At 41.1% G+C, this 21,979-nt stretch carries 16 protein-coding genes; 11 read left to right on the top strand and 5 right to left on the bottom strand.

Features of this window, described 5'->3' with window-relative positions:
- Positions 1 to 15 precede the first annotated feature (15 nt).
- The gene (locus F0L74_RS26460) at positions 16 to 558 is read right to left on the bottom strand and encodes an RNA polymerase sigma factor (protein ID WP_149840915.1); all 543 of its coding nucleotides are present in this window, start codon (positions 556 to 558) and stop codon (positions 16 to 18) included.
- 487 nt (positions 559 to 1,045) lie between these two features.
- On the opposite strand from F0L74_RS26460, the gene F0L74_RS26455 reads away from it, so the two are divergent.
- The 7 genes from F0L74_RS26455 (at position 1,046) to F0L74_RS26425 (ending at position 12,288) form a co-directional block, all read left to right on the top strand.
- Complete coding sequence (locus F0L74_RS26455; RefSeq protein ID WP_149840914.1) at positions 1,046 to 4,423, top strand: SusC/RagA family TonB-linked outer membrane protein; 3,378 nt, start codon at positions 1,046 to 1,048, stop codon at positions 4,421 to 4,423.
- A 28-nt stretch (positions 4,424 to 4,451) separates the two neighbouring features.
- Positions 4,452 to 5,864, top strand: coding sequence for a RagB/SusD family nutrient uptake outer membrane protein (locus tag F0L74_RS26450; RefSeq protein WP_149840913.1), 1,413 nt, complete (start codon positions 4,452 to 4,454; stop codon positions 5,862 to 5,864).
- A gap of 281 nt (positions 5,865 to 6,145) precedes the next feature.
- On the top strand, positions 6,146 to 8,707 hold the full coding sequence (locus F0L74_RS26445) for a metallophosphoesterase (protein WP_149840912.1): 2,562 nt from the start codon (positions 6,146 to 6,148) through the stop codon (positions 8,705 to 8,707).
- 143 nt (positions 8,708 to 8,850) lie between these two features.
- Complete coding sequence (locus F0L74_RS26440; RefSeq protein ID WP_149840911.1) at positions 8,851 to 9,222, top strand: hypothetical protein; 372 nt, start codon at positions 8,851 to 8,853, stop codon at positions 9,220 to 9,222.
- A gap of 329 nt (positions 9,223 to 9,551) precedes the next feature.
- Positions 9,552 to 10,736 carry a DUF4221 family protein gene (locus F0L74_RS26435; protein ID WP_149840910.1) on the top strand — a complete coding sequence of 395 codons (1,185 nt, stop codon included), beginning with the start codon at positions 9,552 to 9,554 and terminating at the stop codon, positions 10,734 to 10,736.
- A gap of 24 nt (positions 10,737 to 10,760) precedes the next feature.
- A complete protein-coding gene (locus tag F0L74_RS26430; protein WP_149840909.1) occupies positions 10,761 to 11,312 on the top strand; it encodes a hypothetical protein in 552 nt (183 codons plus the stop codon).
- 61 nt (positions 11,313 to 11,373) lie between these two features.
- Entirely contained in the window at positions 11,374 to 12,288 is a 915-nt protein-coding gene (locus F0L74_RS26425; protein ID WP_149840908.1) for a metallophosphoesterase, read from the top strand.
- 247 nt (positions 12,289 to 12,535) lie between these two features.
- Here the strand turns inward: F0L74_RS26425 and F0L74_RS26420 are convergent, their stop codons facing one another.
- From F0L74_RS26420 to F0L74_RS26400, 4 genes are all read right to left on the bottom strand, one after another.
- On the bottom strand, positions 12,536 to 14,686 hold the full coding sequence (locus F0L74_RS26420; protein ID WP_149840907.1) for a lanthionine synthetase LanC family protein: 2,151 nt from the start codon (positions 14,684 to 14,686) through the stop codon (positions 12,536 to 12,538).
- Positions 14,687 to 15,037: 351 nt separating this feature from the next.
- Positions 15,038 to 15,814, bottom strand: a complete 777-nt coding sequence (locus F0L74_RS26410; RefSeq protein ID WP_149840905.1) for a hypothetical protein — start codon at positions 15,812 to 15,814, stop codon at positions 15,038 to 15,040.
- Positions 15,815 to 16,381: 567 nt separating this feature from the next.
- Positions 16,382 to 16,783, bottom strand: a complete 402-nt coding sequence (locus tag F0L74_RS26405; RefSeq protein WP_149840904.1) for a helix-turn-helix transcriptional regulator — start codon at positions 16,781 to 16,783, stop codon at positions 16,382 to 16,384.
- Between the two features lie 627 nt (positions 16,784 to 17,410).
- The gene (locus F0L74_RS26400; protein WP_149840903.1) at positions 17,411 to 17,974 is read right to left on the bottom strand and encodes a hypothetical protein; all 564 of its coding nucleotides are present in this window, start codon (positions 17,972 to 17,974) and stop codon (positions 17,411 to 17,413) included.
- A gap of 581 nt (positions 17,975 to 18,555) precedes the next feature.
- Here F0L74_RS26400 and F0L74_RS26395 point away from each other — a divergent pair.
- From F0L74_RS26395 to F0L74_RS26380, 4 genes are all read left to right on the top strand, one after another.
- Entirely contained in the window at positions 18,556 to 18,927 is a 372-nt protein-coding gene (locus F0L74_RS26395) for a LexA family protein (RefSeq protein ID WP_149840902.1), read from the top strand.
- Between the two features lie 45 nt (positions 18,928 to 18,972).
- Positions 18,973 to 20,412, top strand: coding sequence for an exodeoxyribonuclease VII large subunit (gene xseA / locus F0L74_RS26390; protein ID WP_149840901.1), 1,440 nt, complete (start codon positions 18,973 to 18,975; stop codon positions 20,410 to 20,412).
- Positions 20,390 to 20,593: an exodeoxyribonuclease VII small subunit gene (xseB, locus tag F0L74_RS26385; protein WP_149840900.1), complete on the top strand. Its 204-nt coding sequence runs from the start codon at positions 20,390 to 20,392 to the stop codon at positions 20,591 to 20,593. The genes xseA and xseB overlap by 23 nt, the downstream gene beginning before the upstream one ends.
- A gap of 121 nt (positions 20,594 to 20,714) precedes the next feature.
- The gene (locus F0L74_RS26380) at positions 20,715 to 21,977 is read left to right on the top strand and encodes an AAA family ATPase (protein WP_149840899.1); all 1,263 of its coding nucleotides are present in this window, start codon (positions 20,715 to 20,717) and stop codon (positions 21,975 to 21,977) included.
- The last annotated feature ends 2 nt before the right edge of the window (positions 21,978 to 21,979 follow it).

The raw sequence follows: 21,979 nt of genomic DNA, 5'->3' as shown, positions 1-21,979 counted from the left end.
GCCCCTATAAAAGTACTAGGCGTTATGTAAATTGATTAACTTAAGACGTAAGGTCTTTAGTGCGGTAGTGAGGTTGTTCTTCACTGTTTGCAGGGAGGTACCCAATTGTTCACTGATCTCCTTATTGGACTTATCTTCCAGGTAGGAAAGCTCAAAAGCTTTCCGTTGAGCGGCCGGGATGGCGGCGATGACGGCATGTAGCTGGCTATGTAACTCTTTATGCTCTATGGAAACGAACTGGGTAAAGGGCTCCGGCTGGTTGCTGATCTCTTGTGTATAATGCTGTTGGCTGGCATTTTTACGGATCTTATCTATGCAGCGGTGCATAACGGCAGCGTAGAGGTAGCTTTTAAAAGTGATCTCCGGCAGTTTCTCCCGCCTGGCCCAAAGGGAGGTGAACACATCATGCACTACATCTTCTGCTTCTAATTCATTGCGCAGCTTGTAATAAGCAGCCAGATATAGCCGCTCATAATACCTCCGGTATATTTCACTGAAAGCTTGTTCATTGCCGGCCTTTATCCCGGCCAATAACCAATCATCATTGTGTTGCTGCATACAAGTGTCCCAATAAATTGACTGTATAAGATGACAACCCTGGCGTATTTTATTATGGTATTGGGCTTATTAAAATAATGGATGCCGAAAATTATAACAATTATCCGGACATTTTATTTTAAGTTTTTGTAAACATTCTGGCTGGGCGTCTATGATGGCGGTTAAGAGAGAAAAGTGGTTTTTCATGCTATATTAAGGTAAGTAATTTCCCTGGTTTAAATGTTAATCCCTTCTTAACGGGTTTTCTTTTTATGCAGATGGTTGTTTGAGATATCCACATCTGCAAATTGTATGGTATAACGTTGACGTATATATATTAATGGCATTCTCGTTAATTACCTGTAAACGTTTGAGCTGCTATATTAAGGATATGTTAACACAAATATATAGCTAGTACTTTTTAAATAGACATGCGATTTAAGTTTAGATGCAGTTCATTTTTATCCATGTGAATAGATAACTCCTAACCAGCTAACTAAACTAACGTATGTCGAACTTTACTCGTCCAACCTTACCTAAGAAAAAGGGCCGTTATATACGACGGCTGTCTATGCTCTTGTTCGCGCCGCTTGCTCTTTTAACAGGCGCCTGGTCATTTCAGAATGGTGATGAAAAAGTTACCATTAAAGGAAATGATGTTCCGCTCATCGCTGTGTTTAAGTCTATTAAAAAACAAACAGGTTACAGTTTTTTTTATGCCGCAGATTATGTGGATGATAAGGCCCGGGTATCGTTGGATGTGCATGGGGAGCGGGTGGAGAATGTATTGCAAAGGGTGTTGGGAAGGGATTATGTGTGGGTGTATAATGAGAATGCGGTGAGTATTAGTAAAAAAAAATTGCCGGAAAGAAGAAATGATGTGGCCGTTGTGGCTGATTCGAGTGTTACGCGGGTGAATGTGTCTGGGGCGGTTACGGATGAGAAGGGTGCGCCTATACCGGGTGCGACGGTGATGGTGAAGGGGACGCATGAGGGTGCGACGACGGATGAGAGTGGGAGGTTCAGTTTGACGGGAGTGGGAATGGGAGCGAAGTTGGTGATAAGTTCGGTGGGGTTTGAGAAGCGGGAGGTGGAAGTGAAGGGGAGGACGATATTGATGAAGTTGGGGGTGGCGATGAATGATTTAAACGAGACAGTAGTAGTAGCATATGGAACGACAACGCAGAGAGCCAATGTAGGAGCTATAACAGTAGTGAAAGGTAAAGAAATTGAAAGCCTGCCAAATAGGTCCTTTGACAGAAGTTTACAGGGACAAGTTCCTGGTTTGTTAGTCACAAGTGGGAATGGCCAGCCAGGAGGCGGATTGAGCAATTTTTTAATAAGAGGAATTGGAACAGGTACCGATGCGAAGGATGGATCTACGGTTCGGAATCCTTTAATAGTAGTGGACGGTGTTCCGGTAACGCAGGATCATCTGGAGAGGCGATTGCCCGATGGTAAATTCGCCCCCTATTCAAATCCGATGGCTCAGTTCAATCCATCGGATATAGAAACGATCTCGGTGTTAAAAGATGCTGCAGCAATCGCCTTGTATGGTACTAGGGCAGCAAATGGGGTGATATTAGTTACTACAAAAAAGGGGAAAGCTGGAAAAACCCAATTTAGTTTTAGACATCAGATTGATATATCTGAAATGGCAGAAGGGAAAATAAAGCTTGTAAACCAGCACGAGTACATTGACTTATTATATGAGGCTTATAGAAATGTTGACCCGGTAAAATGGACAGATGCTGCAATACGGTCCGATTTAATTGGTAAGTACCCCACTCTTGTTAAGACTCCTGGAGATACCAGTTTTTATTCACCTACTGATTGGCTGCGGACATTAACTAATAATAGAGCATTAACACTTTCAAATGATCTTTCTTTATCCGGTGGTAGTGAGAGGATGAACTATTACCTAAACTTAAGTTATGTAAGTCAGGATGGGATAGTCAAGAATACAGAATATGATAGGGTTTCCGTGCGATACAATATGGAGAATAAGCCAGCTAATTGGATTACAGTCGGTGTCAATTCTATGTTTTCTTACAATAAAGAGGGCTATGGTTCTGGGGGATTTAGTATGGCCTCTACTCTGTCTCCGTTGGACCCTGTTAGGTTATCTGATGGTTCTTACAATCTAAAAGTGCTAAGTTCAGATGGAGATACAAAAACGGCAAACCCAGTAGCTGCTCAAGAGTATAATATTAATAGTATTACTTCGTATCGGCAGAATGGAAACGCCTTTTTAGAGATAAGGTTTTTGAAGAAATTCAGCTTCAGATCACTGTTTGGGGCAGATTTTATGTTGTCGCAAGCGAAGAATAAAGTTGATATGCGTCTGCCCTTCGGTGAGTTGGATAACGCCGCTTCGGGTCTGGTAGCGGAGCAGCAGACTACTAGAACTAATCTTGTAACGACCAATACCTTGCGATACGTAGAAGATTTTGATGGGAATCATCTGTTAAACATTCTCGTTGGCCAGGAATCACAAGAGGCAATAAATAAAATTTTGACTGCAACAGGCCAAGGATTTTCGGTTCCTTATTTGGATGAGGTTGATAATGGCAGCTTTCGTACTGGAGAAGGATCCCGTTCTAAGGAGTCTTTGCTTTCCTGGTTTAGCCAAGTTAACTATGCTTATCGAAACAAATACTTTATTTCTGGCAGCTTACGTAGAGATGGCTCTTCGAAATTTGGAATAAAAGAACGATATGGTAATTACTGGTCGTTTGGCGGTGGGTGGATTGTTACTGATGAGAAATTTATGAAGGGAAGCTCCCCTTGGCTTAGCTATATGAAAATTAGGGCTAGTATTGGTACTTCTGGGAATGCAGCCGCTATTAGTAGTATCAGTCGATTTTATAAATTGGCTATTACGAATTATGCCGGAAATCCGGCTGTGCGGCCAGATAATAGCCCAGGGAATGAGTCTATAAAATGGGAAGAGACTTTTAATACGGACTTGGGATTGGAAAGTAATCTTTTTAATGATAGAATTAAGCTAACAGCAGATATATACAAACGTAGAACATCCAATCTGATATACGCGATTTACCCTCCATTACTTAGTGGATATCGGGGAGCATATTTTGATAATATTGGTGAAATTGAAAATAAAGGCATTGAGATTTCTTTTTCCGCTGACATTATACAAAATAAAAATTTTCGTTGGAATGTAAGTTTTAATTGGAGTACAAATGGGAATAAGCTAATTAAAGCGTATGAGTCGTTTCCTAAGTATCTAATAGGTAGGGATTGGAGCTCAATGTATTATGTTAGATGGGCTGGTGTTAACCCATCGGACGGAAAACCGCAATGGTTAGATTCCCTAGGTAAAATAACTAGTGTCTATAACCCAGTGGATCAGGTGAATGTAGGGAAGTCGCAGCCTGATGGCTTTGGAGGGATAAATACTTTGCTTTTCTATAGGGGGATAGAGTTGTCAGCCGCGTTCTACTACCAGTATGGATACAAAATCTACGACGCATCTATGGCCAGTTTTCTCGTAAATGATGGAATCGAGCCGTATGGTAAACAATCAATATTGGCCTTGAACAGGTGGCGTAAACCAGGAGATGTTGCAAGTAATCCACGCAGAGTGTTGGGTAACACTGATGGGGGAACTCAGACGTCGACTCGGTATTTATTTAATGGTGATCACATTCGGTTACAAAATATCTTGCTTGCTTATACTTTGCCGTCGCGGATTGTTGGACGTTTTCATTTGAGCTCCTGTAGAGTTTATTTGCAAGGGAATAACTTGATTCTTTGGAATATGTATAGTGGAAATGATCCGCAAAATGTTGGCGTTACTGGCTTAGCATCACTAACATATCCCCAGGCGACTTCTTTCTCAGCAGGCATCAACATTAATTTTTGATTATTGATCATAAATCTTCCATATATATATGAAACATTATTTCCTTAAGCGAGTTGGGCTGGCGGTTATCCTAAGTACCTTTTTTTCATGTGGAAAGGATTTTTTGGATGTACCTCCATCGACAGTTGTCGTAAGACAACAGTATATATCAGATATGAAAACGGCTTCCGAATTTCTAAATGGAATAATTAGCAACCTTACCCAACTGTATAGCACTTCAAATGGTGTCTACGCAGACCTTGCAGCTGATAATGTTAGGCCACTTGAAACAGAAACCGACAAAGAGCTGCTTACCAAATATAAATGGGCGATGATAGTTGATGGCGCATCATCGTCACAGGTTAACTTGAATAGTTTATGGTTGTATGGGTATGCGGTTGCAAGTAATTCGAGTTTTCTGTTGGAGGTGATAGGGAAATTTGAAAAGGAGGATATGGAAATGGCAAAACAAATAAAAGGAAGTGCGCTATTTTTAAGGGCCTTTGCACATTTTCAAATGGTAAATATTTTTGCTCAGCCTTACTTTTTCAGTGGTGATGCAATGCACATGGGTATTCCTTACATAACTACTTCCGATTGGCAGAGTCCGGTTACCAGGCAGACTGTTGCTGACGTATACGAAAAGATGGTGGCTGATTTGAGAATAGCAATTCCATTGCTGAAAGATGGAACGCAATCCGTTAACGAATTGACAATAACACGTAATGCAGCTAAGGGATTGTTAGCTAGAATTTATTTGTATAAAAGGGATTTTGCAAATGCGAAAATACTGGCGAAGGAGGTGAGCCGAGATGTCCCAATTATGACTTCGTATAATTATCCGGCTGATCTTTTTACACAAAATGATAAAGAGTCTCTTTTTCGACTACCTCCTGAGCAAAAAAGTTTCCTTGCCCTCTATCCTGGGTATTATTTTAGGTTGCTTTCGCAATTGTTCGCGACGAGTGATATTGCAATATTGTTAAATGAGCGACCCAATGATGTCAGAAAGTCATGGGTTGCACATTTTGGATCTAACTGGACAGTAACTAAATTTCCTACTGCCGCAACAGGAGCACCAATACCTGAGCTGGACTATTATTTACCAATTATTAGATCTTCTGAGATGTATTTGACTGCTGCGGAGTCATATGCGCAGTTAGGACAAGAGGACAGCGCTCGTCTTTTTTTGGATGCAATACGTCAACGTGCTGATAGCACAGCTTTAGATTGTTTAGCTATAGGGAAAGCTTTATTAGATACTATATATAAAGAAAGAAGGAAGGAACTGTGCTTTGAAGATTTTAGACTATTTGATCTTTTGCGTTTAGGGAAAGGAGTTGACAGGATAGATGCCTTACCTGGATCGAGTCATCTACCATATCCAAGTAATAAGGCTATAGCGCCAATTCCTCTGCTTGATATTCAAACATCTGGCCTTCAGCAAAACCCAGGGTACTAAATTAGCGTCAGGACTGTATATATTATCGCTGTGATGGCAAAGAGGGAAGCACCAGTAGTTCTGGATAGACGAATGAAGATTGAGATGTTTTCTAATAGGCAGTGGTGGCTATCGAATATGGGTAGAAATAGTATAGAGTATGTATTATAGTGGTTGGTAGGATGCGACTTTTCTAATCATTGCATTTAAACAAATTGTGGGATAAAATGCGGGAACTGAATGATATAAGAATGGAAGCGGATTTATAGTTATAGTGTTTTTTTAAAGTTAAATATTAATGTATGATCAGAAAAGTGCTATTTTTTCTAGCTATGTTATTGTGTCCATTGTTGGTGAATGCTCAAAAAGGGAAGATTGTTATTGAAGGAAATTTCACAACAGGATATAAAGTAGATACTGTACTATTAGAGTATTTTAATCCCGATGATCTTGCCGATTATCATTTTAGTGATCTGAAGACAGAGTATAAGAGTGAGGCTATACCCTTAACAAAGGGGAGGTTCAAAAAGGTTGTTTATACCGACAGGCCAGTTGCAGTGAAAATATTTTGTCAGAATCCATATAGCATAAATCGATTGAGGGGGCCAATAAACAGATTTGCATCTGGCTTCATGGAACCTGGAGATTCTTTACATCTTGTTAATGATGCAGACAATATTCGATATATGGGAAAGGGGGCTACTAACTTTATTGTTTGGGGTGAAATTAGCAAGGTGCATTATAAACCTGATCCGCCTATTGGCTTTTCTCTTTTGCAGCGTTATCTTTTTTTCTCCCAGCAATGTGACAGTATTGCCATGAAAAAACAAAAAATAATGAATAAGTATAAAGATGGGATGACGGCAGTTGCATTTACTTATTTAAATGGAAATATGATTAGTCTGGGCGAGCAAAATAGAGCCGAGAAGTTTGGCATATTGGTTTATAATAGAAAAAAAGTTGGCCTGTCTGACGCTGATTTGGTTAGGATTTATGACACGACTATAGGTAGATCTGCTGTCGTGCGACTGCCGGTGGATGACAATACTATGCTTAATCAGCTAGCCGACTTTTACTGTAGTCCATTTAGTCGGATTTTATATCAGTATACTGAGGGATTTAAGGATTCTTTTTTTAATCAGGATCTTGTCGAACAAAACGTGGGATTATATTATTTTATAAGGAATAATTATTCTGGATTAGCAAGAGCTAAGATGCTAACAACCATTTTAACAGTATACATGCTAAGAAAGGGAGGAACGAACCCTGAGTACTTATCATGTGTTGATGACTTTATGTCTATCCCGGGGTATTTTAAACAGAAAAAATACGTGAAGAAATATGTTGAGGGATCTCTGCGAGTGGAAGAAGGCGCATATGCTCCGTTTTTTTCATTAACCGATGTGGATGGGAAGAAATTTTCATTGACCGATTTAAAAGGGAAAGTTGTATTTATGGACTTTTGGTTTACTGGTTGCACTGGATGTACCCAGATCGTTCCTGCGCTAACCAATATTGAAAAGGCGTTTGAAGACAATCCCAATGTTGCATTTGTAAGTATTTCTATCGATGAGGATAAAAAAAGATGGATTGAAAGTATTAACCGCGGGAAATATACCACCGGGAAGGGAATAAATTTATATACAGAGGGGGAAGGTGGAAACCATTCTGTGCTGGAATCGTATAACGTCTCTTCTTACCCTCGATTTTTTTTAATAGACGCTGAGGGTAAAATCGCATTTTATCCGGCTCCAAGCCCGTTGGTAAAAAATGGGGAAATACTTGGGCGAATGATCAAACAGAAGGTAGCGGAAATAATGGATGGACCTTATTTAGTATATGATGATTCCACTATTGTATGCAAAACAGTAACGGGGAGCGATAGAGGAAAGAGTATTGTAAGGGAAGAGATATACAATATAAGCCAAAAAGAGCAGCTCTTGCTTCCTGTTATGACTGATATGGAGGATAGGGGTTTTAAGGTGAAACTAAAGCAAAAATTGACACCGGAGCCAACTGTATTTGAAATGCCGTCATCCCTAATGGTACTTTCGGACATTGAGGGGAACTTTGAAGCTTTTCGTGAGTTATTGCAATCAAATGGGGTTATTGATCAAGATTATAACTGGACCTTTGGAAATGGGCATTTGGTACTTGCGGGGGATTTTTTTGATAGAGGTAAACAAGTGACTGAGGTACTGTGGTTGATATATTTATTAGAGCAAAAAGCCAGGGAGAAGGGGGGATATGTACACTTTGTTCTGGGAAATCATGAGATAATGAACTTGAATGGCGATCTTAGGTATGTACAACAGAAGTATCACAACAATGCTCGGATACTGGGTAGTGATTACCAATCGTTATGGGGTAAGGATAGTGAACTTGGAAGATGGCTAAGGACAAAAAATATAATTGAAAAAATTGGTGATCTATTAGTATGTCATGGTGGTATTTCTAGTAATGTTAATGGCTTGGATATCTCATTGGAGTCTATAAATGCCTCTGCCCGTGAATATTATGATAGGGAGCATGAGATTGGAGGAAATGAAGGGGTTCTGAATGTTTTGTATAATAAGAAATATTCGCCGTTTTGGTATAGGGGATATTACAATGAGAATGAAGCTTCCTTACAACAGATAGACAGTACGCTTAAAAAATTTGGGGTTAGAAAAATTGTTACGGGTCATACAATCAATCAATCTGGGACTATTGGTGTTTATTATGGTGGGAGGGTTATTAATACCGACACAGAGCACGCAAAGAGAAAATCCGAAGCACTGCTTATTGAAAATGGTGAGTTTTTTCGAGTGAATAGGCATGGTGAAAGACGTCTACTAATCAGTGACGGGATGGTAGTGAGGTGAAGATATAGAACGGACGTTTTCTTTGTCGAATATCATTTGGGGTGATGCATTTTTTTTGCATTACTCCTTCTTATTTTCGTAACAAATTATGTGGCCATAATAATTGATAGTTTACTATTTCTAATAACTAAATCCTTTCAATCATGGAAAAAATGACAGTAAGAAAACTATCCATATTGGGTGTTGTGCTTATGACTGCATCAGCAGTGACAGCGGCTATGTTACCCTCCAAGAAGTCTGCTGTAGTTCAAACAGGTAGTTGCAGGGCAGACGGATCTGGTCAGGCAGTAACATGTACGTTTGATCAAGACAATTCACCTACTTGTGATGTTTCCATCAAGGTTGGTGGTGGTCATCAGGATGCATTTGCTGGGGATAAAACAGCAAGGAATTCTGCATCTGGCTTGCCTGATAATAGAAACGATTCAACCCCGATCGGGCAGTCTACAAATGGTACGACGGTATCAATTAAGACAGTTCCTGTAGATCACGAGGGGACTGGATGTACTGCTTGATTTTTGAAAGCAATAACTTTCTGTACTGCAGTGCAGAAAGTTATTTCTGTTATTTGTTTGTTCGATCAGGTGTTTAGACAAATCACCAGAACTACTTAGTGTGGACTGATATATTTATTGTTGTAGATTTTTGAGATTGGAGACCTGCCCTAAGGGAAAAGTACTAGATATAAGGGAGAACATGGAATCTTAGCGCATTTTTTTTGCATTAACGACATGTAGATTTGCTAAGGGTATAGGCGATAGATTGAAGAGATTACTATGAGTCGTGAAGGTAAACGGAAAATGTTGCTTCACACAATATTGTGTCAAGATAAACTTGGAATAAAATGTTTACTATGTTGCCGATGAGAAACTCAAGAATAATTTTTATTTGTTTTGTATTGCTGCAGTCAAGCTGCTTAGATTTGTCAAGCTCTAAAAGTACATATAGATCTCTCACACCATCATATGCAGCCGTACAGATAGTTAGGACGGACGATGATATTCAATTTAGACTTGATTCTGCTACATTTTCGGTACTTAAGTCATTTAACTATTTTATACAGGATGGTGTCTCTTATATTTCATTTTTTGATAAGCAATCGAGATCAGTAAATATATATGATTTCTATAACAGAAATTTGATTAAGAGAATCTCTTTAAAGGAATCATTTCACAAAATGTCTTTTTACAAGACAACGGTTTTTTGTAAGAATATGGATTCCATATGGGTGAATAACAATGGGTACCTTTACTTTTTGGATAGTTTGGGACAGATTAGATATTCAATCGAATGTCCAACCGATCCATATATGGCAGTGTCAGCATTTGATAATTTGAATCCAGGAGTTTTGACGGAGAATAACTTGTACGCGGAGGCTCGGCCTAGAATGAGTATCGCTGATAGGAAGAATAGAAAGAAATGGAGAGTTATTTACCGATTTGATCTGCAAAATAAAACGGCGAAAATGCTCTATCACCTGCCTGAAGGATACATAAAGTACGGATACGATTACGGATACTATTATCCTAGTTATTGTTATAATAACCAAGGGCATTTTGTATTTAGCTTTCCTGCTGACACAAATATTTATGAAACTGACTTTTTGAATTTTAATTACGCATATAATGGAAAAAGTCAGTTTCAAACTGGAGAGATTGAATTTCCAGAAGCAGATAGAGTTGATACGAAAGAAGATGTTATTCGAAGGGAGTTGTCGAATGACGCTTATGGGGCCATTTATTTTGATTCTCATCGTCGGCGCTATTTGAGGGTTGCAGAGCGGAAATTGAGCAAGGCAGATTTTATCAACAAGAGATGGAAAAAGGAACAAAGTTTGATCATTTTTGATGAGAATTTTAGAATTATCGGAGAATCTGTGATAGATCGCGATATAGCACTGTCGTCTTTGTTCTTTACAAACGATGGTAGTATGTATGCACGTTATAAGATAGAGGATGATAAGGCGCTGCATTTTATCCGATTAGATTATGGTGACTCATTAGAGAGCAATAAGTTAGCGAGTTACTGATGTAGTTAAAAAAAATATATAAAAATGTTTTCTCGACACATAAACGGTTTCCTTGTTATTGGAATGACTATCCTGTTTTTGTCTTGCAAGCAGGAAAGCAAGAAAAGTGGATCTTTCAATAAGATAATAGCGGAGAACAGTTTACAGGATACACTATTCCGGCGGCTGACAAATCTTACTTCTGATGGAAATGATATTGAAAGTATGAAAGAGGATTCTCTTTTTTTTCTGATATTACCCGTTGAGGCAGCTTGTCCGTCTTGTAGGAAGAAGACTATAGACAGCATTGTGAAGTATAAAGATCAGATCGATGATCAGCACTTTATAATTATAACGGGGAGTGGACGTCGGATTATTGAGTCGTTTTTTAATGAACAGGGCTGTGAGTTGCCGATTGGCGCGCACAATATATTTATTGATTCTACGCACCAAGCATTTATAAATGATCTTAGTTTTACAAGACCGGAAATTTATTATGCGCACCGTCGTAGGGTCTTCGAGAAGATATCATGTGTACCAACTAATATAAAAGGTGAGCTAGCTAAATTCTTTAGGCTGAAAGTTGATGGAGATTGACATGTGAATTCTGAAGACTTCAAAGGAGAGGGGATGTAAAAAATGGCTTAGATATTTGTATATGAATCAAAAATTCAAGATATCTCTTAGGGCACCTGGTACTAAGAGTGGAAGAGGGCACTTTTCATTTAGGATAAAGGAGACTCTTAGTGTTGAGCCGTCTACCTACGTTATGCCTGATAGGGTTGTGGTCGTCGCGGACGTTGCGGGTCGTTTCAGGAGCCTACGCCGGTTATTATTGAAAGAAAAGGTGATTGATAAATACTATAGATGGACTTTTGGAAATGGTCATCTCGTTATCCTTGGAAATTGCTTTGATAAAGATGAACAAAGTGTTGAATGTCTTTGGCTTATTTATTCGTTAGAAGAGAGAGCGATGAGGAAGGGAGGGCATGTTCATTTTCTGCTAGGAGATTATGAGCTAAAGGGGCTTGAGGGGGAATGGAGATTTAGGCAGCCAAGGTACGCAAAGGTTCCGTGGAAATCGTCAATACCATACGCTGTACTGTATGATGGTAATAATGAGCTTTGGCGTTGGTTACAAACTAAAAACGTTGCTGAGCGAATAGGGGATGTGTTATTTACATACGGGGGAGTAGCGAGGTTGTCTGACGGGCCTGGTGGTAATGTGGAGTGTATAAATGAGATTGCAAGGTCTCAATATATAAGAAAAAGCGGAATAGGCATGAATTCAATGTCCAAGCATTTAAGTGAACTGGGGAATTTGGTTGATCCAACTGGAGAAATCTCTTTTAGTGGACCATCGAAGCGAGAAGTTGAAAAATTATTAGCATCATTTGGGGTAAATACTATGATTACCAGCCATACAGCGATAAAGACCGTTTTGTCGATATTTGATGGAAGAGTGATTAACGTAAATGCTGGAGACTCTGTCGATATAACTGAATGGATACTGATAAGAAATGGAATTTTTTTTCACGTGCGTATGGAAGGGACACGCCGGAGAATTAGATAATTTACTATCGATAATACGTCTCTGTGTAGTAATGTAGCAGAACTGGAAGAGAATCGAGCATAAAAATCTGAGTGTTTTTTCTATGGTTTAACAAACAGAATATATTCTCCTTTGTTGTTTTAAAGATCCCGTATGTAGGGATCTTTTTATTTCGGTGAGAATCAGTAGAAAATCTGGCCATATTATAGCCATCTCAGCATCCCCTTGAACTCGATGAACCGTTTATTTTAGTGAAGCGAAATGGGGATTATGTCATCAGGGGGCCGTTGACTAATGTTGGATTACAATAGCGGAGGAGAAAATGAAGGACGCCGCTATTCCCAAGCATAAATCCCGCCACGGGTGTCTTTTCATCTTCGACCAGCCAATACGGACCGAATTGAGGATGTGTTCTCCGGAGTAGCATTACTATCTGGGCTATCCAGCTTGCTCGTTCGTACCAGACATCATCTTTCAGAATTTTATAAGCTTCCAAGTATACTTCTCCTAGTCCACTTAGTCCTTGATGTTGACTTAAATTGTCATAAACAACATGAGGCTTCTGTGTCGATAGCGCACCTATGGCATACTTTCTGTAGTCCTTATTTTGAGTTAATTCATAGGCTTTTAGGAAAGCAATAGCAATTCCTGGTGCTCCGTCGTTCCACCATGGCATAATTGGATCATTTGTTGATGATAGCCATTGCACCATATTATCCTTATGTATCGACTTCTTCATTAACCAGCCTAACCCGAGTTGACCAGCTTTGAGTGCATCTGAAGAGTTGTATTTTTGGGCGACCGATAATAGGAAATAGCTAATGCCTGCAACGCCGGTTGCGAGGCCGCGGGTGATTCGTTTCTTGTTCCCGGAAATTGCACGGACCCATGAACCGTCTTTTTCCTGGTGGTCTATTAAATGTTGTACATATTCAGTTAATCTTTTCTGTAGTAAATTCGATGGTATAAAGTCCTCGCATAGAATGTTGGCAATACCTTGCCCAGAAATGCCATACATTAAGTTATTAGTTTGGCTTTTTTTTCCTAATAGTTTATTAATCCATTCTTGATACATCGGTTCGCAATTTATAAGGCCGTGATCGATGGCTGTGGAAAGGCAGACTGCTATGCCATCAGCACCATAATATAATCCGGGTACGGCTTTATTTAATCTATTTATATACTTTTTTTCTATAAGTGTTAGGCTCTTGTCCACACATTGAAGTGAATGACTGACATCAAGTCCTGTTTTTTTTGCACACGCTAATAAATATAGAATTCCGCTGTCTCCGCCAGTAAAGCTGGCATATTTGGCTTTTATAATTTTTTGTGTGTCGGCATCAAAGGGGTGATTTACATTGGCAGAGAACCACCCTTGTTCGTCTGCTAACAGAGGGCTTCCTAATGTATGGATAGCCTCTTGTAATGTAGGGAGTACCTGTTCCTTCGATATTATATCCGCGGTGGTATTTTTTTTTGTTTTCTGTACTGAATCCTTATACTTTAGTAGTGCTTGCTCGATGTTTTTTAAGGACGGACGAATAGAGGGAGGAGACATTAGAGATTGCGTTACCAGAGATGCCATAGTCTTTTCTGGTATAAAAAATTGCACCTTTGACGCGATATCTTCAGGTGTGCCATAGACGAGTTTCAGGGGATGTATGCCACTCCATATATATAGAATTATAGCACCTACAGAGAAGATGTCTTCTTTAATTGTTGGATTTGGATCCACTGCCTGTTGCTCTGGTGACATGTAGCCGTAAGTGCCCAACGTGAAAGGAGGATTAGGCGTGTTAGTGGTAATTAAGTAGCTAAGTTCCATGTCAATGAGCGACACTTTCCCACTAGGCGTAATCATAAAATTAGCGGGTGTTACATCGCGGTGGACTATTTGGTGTTGATGAAGTGTATTCAATGTTCTTATTAGTTCGATAAGATGTTTTATGAAAGTGATCCCAAGTTTATTGCCTGTGATTATAGCATCCCGTAGTTCTCCCTTTGCAGCTCTTATAGCTTTGGCTAATGAGACTCCCTTTATTCTTTCCAGTACAAGGTAATAGTTGCCATTTTCCTCAAAGCTCCCCAGTAGTTTTGGTAATCTTATTTTTCCGTGAAGTAATTGGTGTAGTTTTTTTTGCCACTGTAATCTGTCTATTATATCTCTTCCATGTTTGTCTTTTGTGTCACCATATGTACCTTCTTTAATTACGCAAATCCCGAAATTGAACATTCCCTTTATATATACGCATCTAACGACATCATTTTTTTTACTCTCTTTGAGACTTTTGATGATGATGTAATAATAGCCGATTCTTTTTCCTCCAATTTTTTCTACTTTCCCTTTACTCCCTTCCTCCAAGGGAATTTGTGTTTCCTCCAGTATCAGGTCCGGTTTAATATTTTCGGCAGGTTTCATTTTGGGATGAATTATTTGTTAATGAAAGTATTTAGCAAAATCTCATTTAGCATACTCAGACATGCTCCTCTTAAATGCAAAAGTTATCTTAAAGCTTCCATCCTCGTCATAGTAATAACTCTGTCTGAAATTGCAGAATTTTATTGGTGCTCCGAACTCTTTCATTAAATTCAGATAATCGAAAATGCTTCTTTTGGACATACCGAGCTTTTGGGCTAATTGTGCGGGAGTTCCCGTACCTTTTATCTGAATTAGGTAATCGATCCTTTGCAAGCGGCTAAGTGCATCTCTTGTCATGGCATATTTGTTTAGAATTCGCTGAAAAATACTCGTCTGAAACGTGTGATAGTCTCACACCACTCTCCCCCCACACCAATCCACCAACACCAGCTCAAACCCATCCAGCACCTCTTTCACCTCTTCTTCCAAACTATCAAACTCCAGCATCCCCAGCCGCTGTATCCTCTCTTCAACAACTACCCCATAATACACCCACCCCCTGGCAGATCTTACATAAAACCCATCCACCACCATTCCTTTATCCTCCCACTGCAAATTCCCCTTTTCCATCCCCTGCACTAATTCATAAAAGGCCTCGAAAGAAATATCCAATACATCAAACTCCCGGCGTACATGCACTGCATCATACCCGCGCAATCCATTATCCCCTGGCACAGCAACCTTCAACTCTTCCACGATATCCCGTTCTTTCTCTACATCATCCACCAAGACCAAAGGCAAAAACTCTATCTGCCGCCAGGCTTCAGCCGTAATAGTTAATGTCAAGTCATGGGGCAAAGGAAAGACCGGTACCACCGCCGGCGGATTAGCTATTGTTGGCACCATAAGCTTATTATTAACCGCTTTAAACTTAGCCACATCCTCAACATGCAGCACCAGCTTTTTCTTTTTCGCATACACGTTGGAATGAAACGGCTCCGCCCGGGTCACCCTCCAATATTGCCCATCAATAGTCACCACCGTAGGTCTATTAAATGCCTCAGGCAGACTCTCCCGAGACATTTTATATGTCCCTACAAGCCGTCCTTCCGTTTCATGAATAAGAGTCACGGAGATCTTTTTGGGAAACAAGCCGACAAAGCCATCGGCTATCGTTAGGATATTCATGGTGTTCCAGGATTAAACCAGGTAACGGCTCCGCCTAAGGTCTATTGAAAGCCAAGGAGGACAGCGAAGCAGTAATAACAGAAGCATTATGAAAGGGTTAAGCCGGTAAGAGGGCGCACAAACTACTCCCATACTGCGTATCACGCATGTGTACACAAACGGCATAACCGCATATTAGAAATGCAAGCTGTAAAAGTCACCTGTCAGCTATATAGAACAGGCAAAATACTGCTAATCGCCGGTCACTTCGCGCAACCGCCACCAATTTGGCATATAATTTTTAAATTGATAGAATAGAATTCTTCCTCGTCCGCAGGCCTGCAGTCGAATGGGTTATTTGCTATGTACTAATGTAACTAATGCTCAACTACGGGTATATATCTTCTCTTTGGCATAGTCCAAAATTTGAGGGCTAAATAAGGTTAAAAAAGATACTGGTCCAGCAATGGTATATGAGGGAACCGGTGCTGATACTTGTCGCGTCTGTATTAAAATTAGAATAAAGAATTAACAATTATTTATTCTATCGGACAAATATTTTTGTTAATGTACAAACACAAGCACAATTTATTTATGCAGGTTACGGAACGCAATAGGGGAGAGGCCCGTGTAACTTTTAAACACTTTAGAGAAGCCGGTTAGCGAATAACCGATATCTGCTGCCACCAAGCGTACTCGTTCGCCGCTACTAAGCAGCAGTTTAGCTCTTTCCATGCGTTGCTGCAGCACATATTGGTATATAGGGCTACCACATAGTTGTTTGAATCCCAGCTTCAGATAAGTGGTGCTGATCATGAATTTCCGGGCAAGTAAAGGAATGGTGAGTTCGAGATCCAGGTTATTGTCAATATAAGTTTTTACGCTATGCAGTTTCTGCATTTCAACGCGATTGAATACGATCCGTTGCTGCATATCGTCTGACTGGCGTGACTGGTCGTCGTCCTCCGTGTGGTCCGCTTGAAATTCCATCAGTCAAAATTTAGGTTGCTCAATTATATAGGTTGCTCAATGGTACTAGCATAGGTTTCCATCCGGCATAGGTTGTTCATAATACGCTTTCTTGGTGCTGGACGTACTATGGAACACGGGCGCCATATCCTTATAATGTTTTGGAAATGCCTTCATCATGGTAACTGTAAACGGATCGTCGCATTCCTGTACAACCGGTGGGCAGGAGGGCGTTCAGAGAATAGGATGGGGCAAACCTCAGTCATGTTCTTTATAGTTATTTGAGGATACGGATGGTATAACGTATAAATTTAAACTAGCCCTACTGTAATACCATAGCAATGGAGGAGACTTAATAATTTCTTAATTTTCTGTCTAAGATGACAACGTGATGATCTCCCAAATGATAAATAAATAGTCGTGTCATGAGATGAATATATTAGTTGATGAACATATGCCAATAGGGAGAGAGATAACAAATCCAATATCATGACAAGGGACATCTCACGAAACGAGCAGCATCTTGCAACCCTCAATAATACACATCATGGAGAAAACAACGAACGCCCATAACTAACATCATACAACAATTCTATAAAAAAAAGACGCCTCCAAAACGGAGACGCCTTTTTCGTTAACAAACATGGATTACAAGGCCAGTTCTTCTGTGGTCGTATTCCCAGGCAGATCTTTCGCTTGTACTACCACTTTGCCGCCTGCAGGTGCGGCATTCTCAATAGTAGCAACATACGTCCAGGTATCGCCGCCTGCCGGATCGGCAATGGCAGGGCCTTCTTCCAGTACTGCGCCGGCAGCATTGTGGATGGCCACCGTTACCGCGTTTACCCTGAAATCGTCCGTAGCGATCACCTTAATGGCGGTGCCTATAGCGCCGCTATAAGCGGTATTGTCGATAAACCGGATCTCGGGGGGCTGGAAATAGTCCTGGATGGCCGTATTATACGGAGAGGCGCCCCGTCTTGTTTTAGCCTGGTAGGCCGCTTTCATCGCAGGATCGGCAAGGATCGCTTTAGCATACGCTGCTGCTGCCCTAAACCGTGTCCGGACGGCCACTTGTTTTTCTGTGGGGCTATCAGGCCCCAGAATACTAGGCTTGGCGATAACCGTTTCGCCTGCCCTTTGCCGGAAAACCAACTCATCACCGAAGGCGCCACTGGCCCCACGCATGATGGTGTTACGTCTTTGCTTCATTTTTTTGAATTTTTGAAGTTAACAACAATGCGGTCAACGATACATGACTGCGTTACAGTAGGATGTTTTGGGCACAAACCATTAAAGCCCTCATCATGACGAAATCCTTTACAGAACTTGTTTTCAGCGCTGGTATCCTGAAAGGATTTTTGTTTTTGGGGTATCGTGATGCAATAATAGGACGGCGTTTTAAAGAAAAAAAATATCGGTGGTCATTTCATACCATTTTATCACTTTTTGGCATTTTTGGTCACTTTTGATCGCGGAGAAATCCTGAAAAAACGAAGTTGAAGAAGAAAAATAGACAAACATCTGATGATTTGTACGAAGAAATATTTGGATAAAATCCGAATGCCTGAGAGATCATCCAGAAAAAGAAAGTATGCTAACAGTATAGAGCAAACAAACACCACCCCCGCAAATGTTAACGCGCCTCTCCGCCCAAAAAATTTCTTCCTCCCCATCCCCCTACACCTCTTCCCTGTAAATCATCAATTTACAAATAATGGCAACATTTTTGATTTGTTAATCCCCTTGCCAAGCCAACAGAATTAGTATAAATTGCTAAAAATATTAGTATAATGGACGATACGATAGGAACAACCTTGCCAACGGCCTACGAGCCACCCACAGAGAACATTGACCTGCTCAAAGTCTTACAACCCCATCCTGGTAGCACCTTTCTCATCCGCATTGCAGACAGCAGCATGCAGGATGCTAATATGCCTATTGGCAGCCTGGCTGTAGTAGAACGCACCGCAAAGCCGGTTTCCGGCGCTATTGTCGTAGCGATGCTCGATAATGAGATCACCGTAAAACGATTGGTAAAAGCCGGCCGTAACTGGGTATTACACCCGGAGAACGCATTCCATAAGCCGCTGCTCATTACGGAAGAAATGGAGTTCAGGGTATTGGGCGTAGTCACCCATGTGATCGTAGACTTACGTAAGTAGCAAAAAATAACGTTCTTTGTAACCTGGAATGTTCGCTGACAAAGAATGCTCATCACGCAACCCATAAAACTCTCTGATCTCACCACGCGGATCCAACAGGTCATTACGGACGCTTTTGCCGGCCAGACCTATTGGATCATCGCAGATGTTACCAATCACTCGTTCTACCGGGAGAAGGGCTACCATTATTTCGACCTCGTGGAGAAAAAGGAGGGCGCGGGCGATATCGTTGCCCGTGTGCCGGCAATGGCCTGGGGCGTGGGTACTACGCGTATCCGGGAGTTTGAGTTTGTTACCGGGCAGCAGTTCAGGAATGATATCAATGTGCTCGTAAAAGTAGCCGTTAGCTATCACCAGATCTATGGCCTGCAGATCAGCGTACAGGATATTGATGTGAGCTTCACCATTGGCCGGCTGGAGCAGCAGAAACAGGAAACCTTACTGAAGCTGCTGGCAGAGAACCCGGACACCATCCAGAAGATAGGGGAGCAATATTATACAAAGAACAGCCGCCTGCCATTAAACCCGGTCATACAAAAACTGGCGGTGATCAGTTCTAATAACTCTGCCGGCTACCAGGACTTTGTGCATACGCTGGATAATAACCCCTTCGGTTACCAGTTCATCATGCATAACTATTTTACAGCCGTGCAGGGCGAAACAAATGCAGAAGGTATCCTGCAGCGGTTGATAGATATCTTTAACGCCGGCATCGCCTATGACGCGGTGATCATCATCCGGGGCGGTGGCGCGCAAACAGATTTCCTGCTTTTTGATACGTATAAGTTAGGCCGGGCCGTAGCCAGGTTTCCCATCCCCGTGATCACGGGGATCGGTCACCAGAAGAACGAAACGATCGTTGATCTGATGGCGCACAGCCCTACCAAAACGCCTACTAAAGCGGCGGAGTTCATCATTGCGCACAACCGCGGTTTTGAAGAAAAGATCATCAACCTGCAAAAAACAGTGCTCATCAAATCGCAGCAACTGTTCTCTACGCATTTCCAGGCATTGTCTGCGTTGAATACTGCTATTATCAACCAGGCCCGCACCATGATCGCTACGCATAAGGATGAGCTCACGGGCTACAACCAGTTAGTGGTCAATGAAGCAAGGGCTATATTGTACAATAAACAACGGGAGCTGTTGGCGGTATCCGGCCAGGTGCTTTCCAAGCCTAAGATCATGGTGGCCAACCGCCGCAATGACCTGCAAAACCTGGTGGGTAACCTGCAGGCCTTCAGCAGGATCTATTTTCAAAAGAAACAGGCTTATATTGCGCACCACGAAACGGTGTTCCGGCTGGTAAGCCCGGTCAATATCCTCAAACGGGGATTTGCGATCGTATACCACAATGGAAAAGTGACAGCCAGTCCGGATGCTATCACGCCAGGCAGCAACATTAAAGTATTGTTAACAGATACAGAGATCAACGCCACCGTTATTGCTAAAAACACCACCGATGGAACAGAATTTAACATATGAAGCAGCTTATACAGAACTGAAGACCATTGCCGCAGAGATTGAAAATGAATCAGTACCGGTGGATATCCTGGCGGAGAAGGTAAAGCGTGCGTCTTTTCTGATAGAATTCTGTCAGAAGAAACTGCGTGCAACCGAAGCGGAGGTGACAAACATCATTAAACAAATGGAGCAGAACACCTGATACCGCAGATCCTCTATTTACGCTCATACAGCTAAATTATTGATTTATAAACTCAGTTTTGTCCATTAAAAGTGTTATTTTGTGAAAAATCCGTAATTTATGGGTTTTAAACAAAGATGCTATGATTGTAGAATTCAGCGTCGGAAACTTTCGCTCTATAAAAGACCTTCAAACCATCAACTTAGCGGCAGCTAGTATTACGTCCAAATACAGCGAAACGGACGAAAGTAACGTCAGTAAAGTGTCAGATAAGATGTCCCTTTTGAAGAGTAAAGCTATCTACGGCGCCAATGCAAGTGGTAAAAGCAATTTTATAAAAGCCCTGCTGGCATTTAAGATACTTGTTGACCGTTCTGTTAAGGAAGAGACAACGCTCGGCCTTTTTATAGAGCCATTTTACCTGAATGAGACGGCACTGCAGCTACCGTCTTTTTTTCAACTGATTTTTGTCGTAGATGGCATAACCTACAGATATGGCTTTGAGGCAACGCGGAAAGAAATAACGGCGGAATGGCTGTTTGGAACGCCCGGCAAAAAGGAGGTATTCTTTTTTACCAGGGAGAAAGATAAGATGAAGGTAAACGCGGCTAAATTTCCAGAAGGTAGTAAAATAAGTGATTTGGGTGGAAAGAATGGAATAGTTCGCAGCAATGCCCTATTTCTTACAGTAGTTAGATCATTCAACGGAAAGCTATCGAAACGGTTGACAGATTATATAATGAACATTGCGATAATATCCGGAATGACTGACGCGCGATTGTATGATTTAGCTAAAGCCGCGCTTGGGCAGGATGAAATGCGGGAAAAGATTGCCGGGATATTAAAACTGGCAGATACCGGTATTGAGGATATAAATGTATTGGATCTCGATACAGGAGAATGGGCAATAAGCAATCCTGCTAAATCGGAGAAAAACAAAGTTATTTTATCCTGGCATACGCGGTATAACGAATTAAATGAAGAAGTAGCACCCGTGCATATGCTCTGGGATGTTACGGAATCCGATGGTACAAAGAAGATATTTGAGATCAGCCCGCTGTTATTGGTTGCTTTAGAGGAAGGTTATCCGGTATTTATCGACGAGTTTGATGCCCGCCTCCATCCGTTGCTCACCCGTAAAATTTTAGAGCTCTTCAACACCGTTAACAACAAAAACGCTCAACTCATATTCGTTACCCACGATATCAACCTGCTCTCCGCAAAACTCCTCCGCAGGGACCAGATATCCTTTGTAGAAAAAGATAAATACGGTTGTACCAGCATGTACTCCCTTGTCGATTTCAAAGGCATCCGCAACGATGCTTCCTTTGATAAAGACTATATGCAGGGTAAATACGGCGCCATCCCATTCCTCAATGAATTTATCTCAGCATTTGAAGATTAATT

Origin of the sequence: Chitinophaga agrisoli (genome assembly GCF_008386695.1) — a bacterium.
Lineage (GTDB): Bacteria > Bacteroidota > Bacteroidia > Chitinophagales > Chitinophagaceae > Chitinophaga > Chitinophaga agrisoli.
The sequence above is the reverse complement of the archived record's forward strand: the minus strand, read 5'-3'. Positions and strand labels throughout refer to the sequence as shown.

Bases quoted from the DNA above. Each gene is read 5' to 3' on its own strand.
- F0L74_RS26460 (WP_149840915.1), bottom strand. From the start codon at position 558: ATGCAGCAACACAATGATGATTGGTTATTGGCCGGGATAAAGGCCGGC.
- F0L74_RS26455 (WP_149840914.1), top strand. From the start codon at position 1,046: ATGTCGAACTTTACTCGTCCAACCTTACCTAAGAAAAAGGGCCGTTAT.
- F0L74_RS26450 (WP_149840913.1), top strand. From the start codon at position 4,452: ATGAAACATTATTTCCTTAAGCGAGTTGGGCTGGCGGTTATCCTAAGT.
- F0L74_RS26445 (WP_149840912.1), top strand. From the start codon at position 6,146: ATGATCAGAAAAGTGCTATTTTTTCTAGCTATGTTATTGTGTCCATTG.
- F0L74_RS26440 (WP_149840911.1), top strand. From the start codon at position 8,851: ATGGAAAAAATGACAGTAAGAAAACTATCCATATTGGGTGTTGTGCTT.
- F0L74_RS26435 (WP_149840910.1), top strand. From the start codon at position 9,552: ATGTTTACTATGTTGCCGATGAGAAACTCAAGAATAATTTTTATTTGT.
- F0L74_RS26430 (WP_149840909.1), top strand. From the start codon at position 10,761: ATGTTTTCTCGACACATAAACGGTTTCCTTGTTATTGGAATGACTATC.
- F0L74_RS26425 (WP_149840908.1), top strand. From the start codon at position 11,374: ATGAATCAAAAATTCAAGATATCTCTTAGGGCACCTGGTACTAAGAGT.
- F0L74_RS26420 (WP_149840907.1), bottom strand. From the start codon at position 14,686: ATGAAACCTGCCGAAAATATTAAACCGGACCTGATACTGGAGGAAACA.
- F0L74_RS26410 (WP_149840905.1), bottom strand. From the start codon at position 15,814: ATGAATATCCTAACGATAGCCGATGGCTTTGTCGGCTTGTTTCCCAAA.
- F0L74_RS26405 (WP_149840904.1), bottom strand. From the start codon at position 16,783: ATGGAATTTCAAGCGGACCACACGGAGGACGACGACCAGTCACGCCAG.
- F0L74_RS26400 (WP_149840903.1), bottom strand. From the start codon at position 17,974: ATGAAGCAAAGACGTAACACCATCATGCGTGGGGCCAGTGGCGCCTTC.
- F0L74_RS26395 (WP_149840902.1), top strand. From the start codon at position 18,556: ATGGACGATACGATAGGAACAACCTTGCCAACGGCCTACGAGCCACCC.
- xseA (WP_149840901.1), top strand. From the start codon at position 18,973: ATGCTCATCACGCAACCCATAAAACTCTCTGATCTCACCACGCGGATC.
- xseB (WP_149840900.1), top strand. From the start codon at position 20,390: ATGGAACAGAATTTAACATATGAAGCAGCTTATACAGAACTGAAGACC.
- F0L74_RS26380 (WP_149840899.1), top strand. From the start codon at position 20,715: ATGATTGTAGAATTCAGCGTCGGAAACTTTCGCTCTATAAAAGACCTT.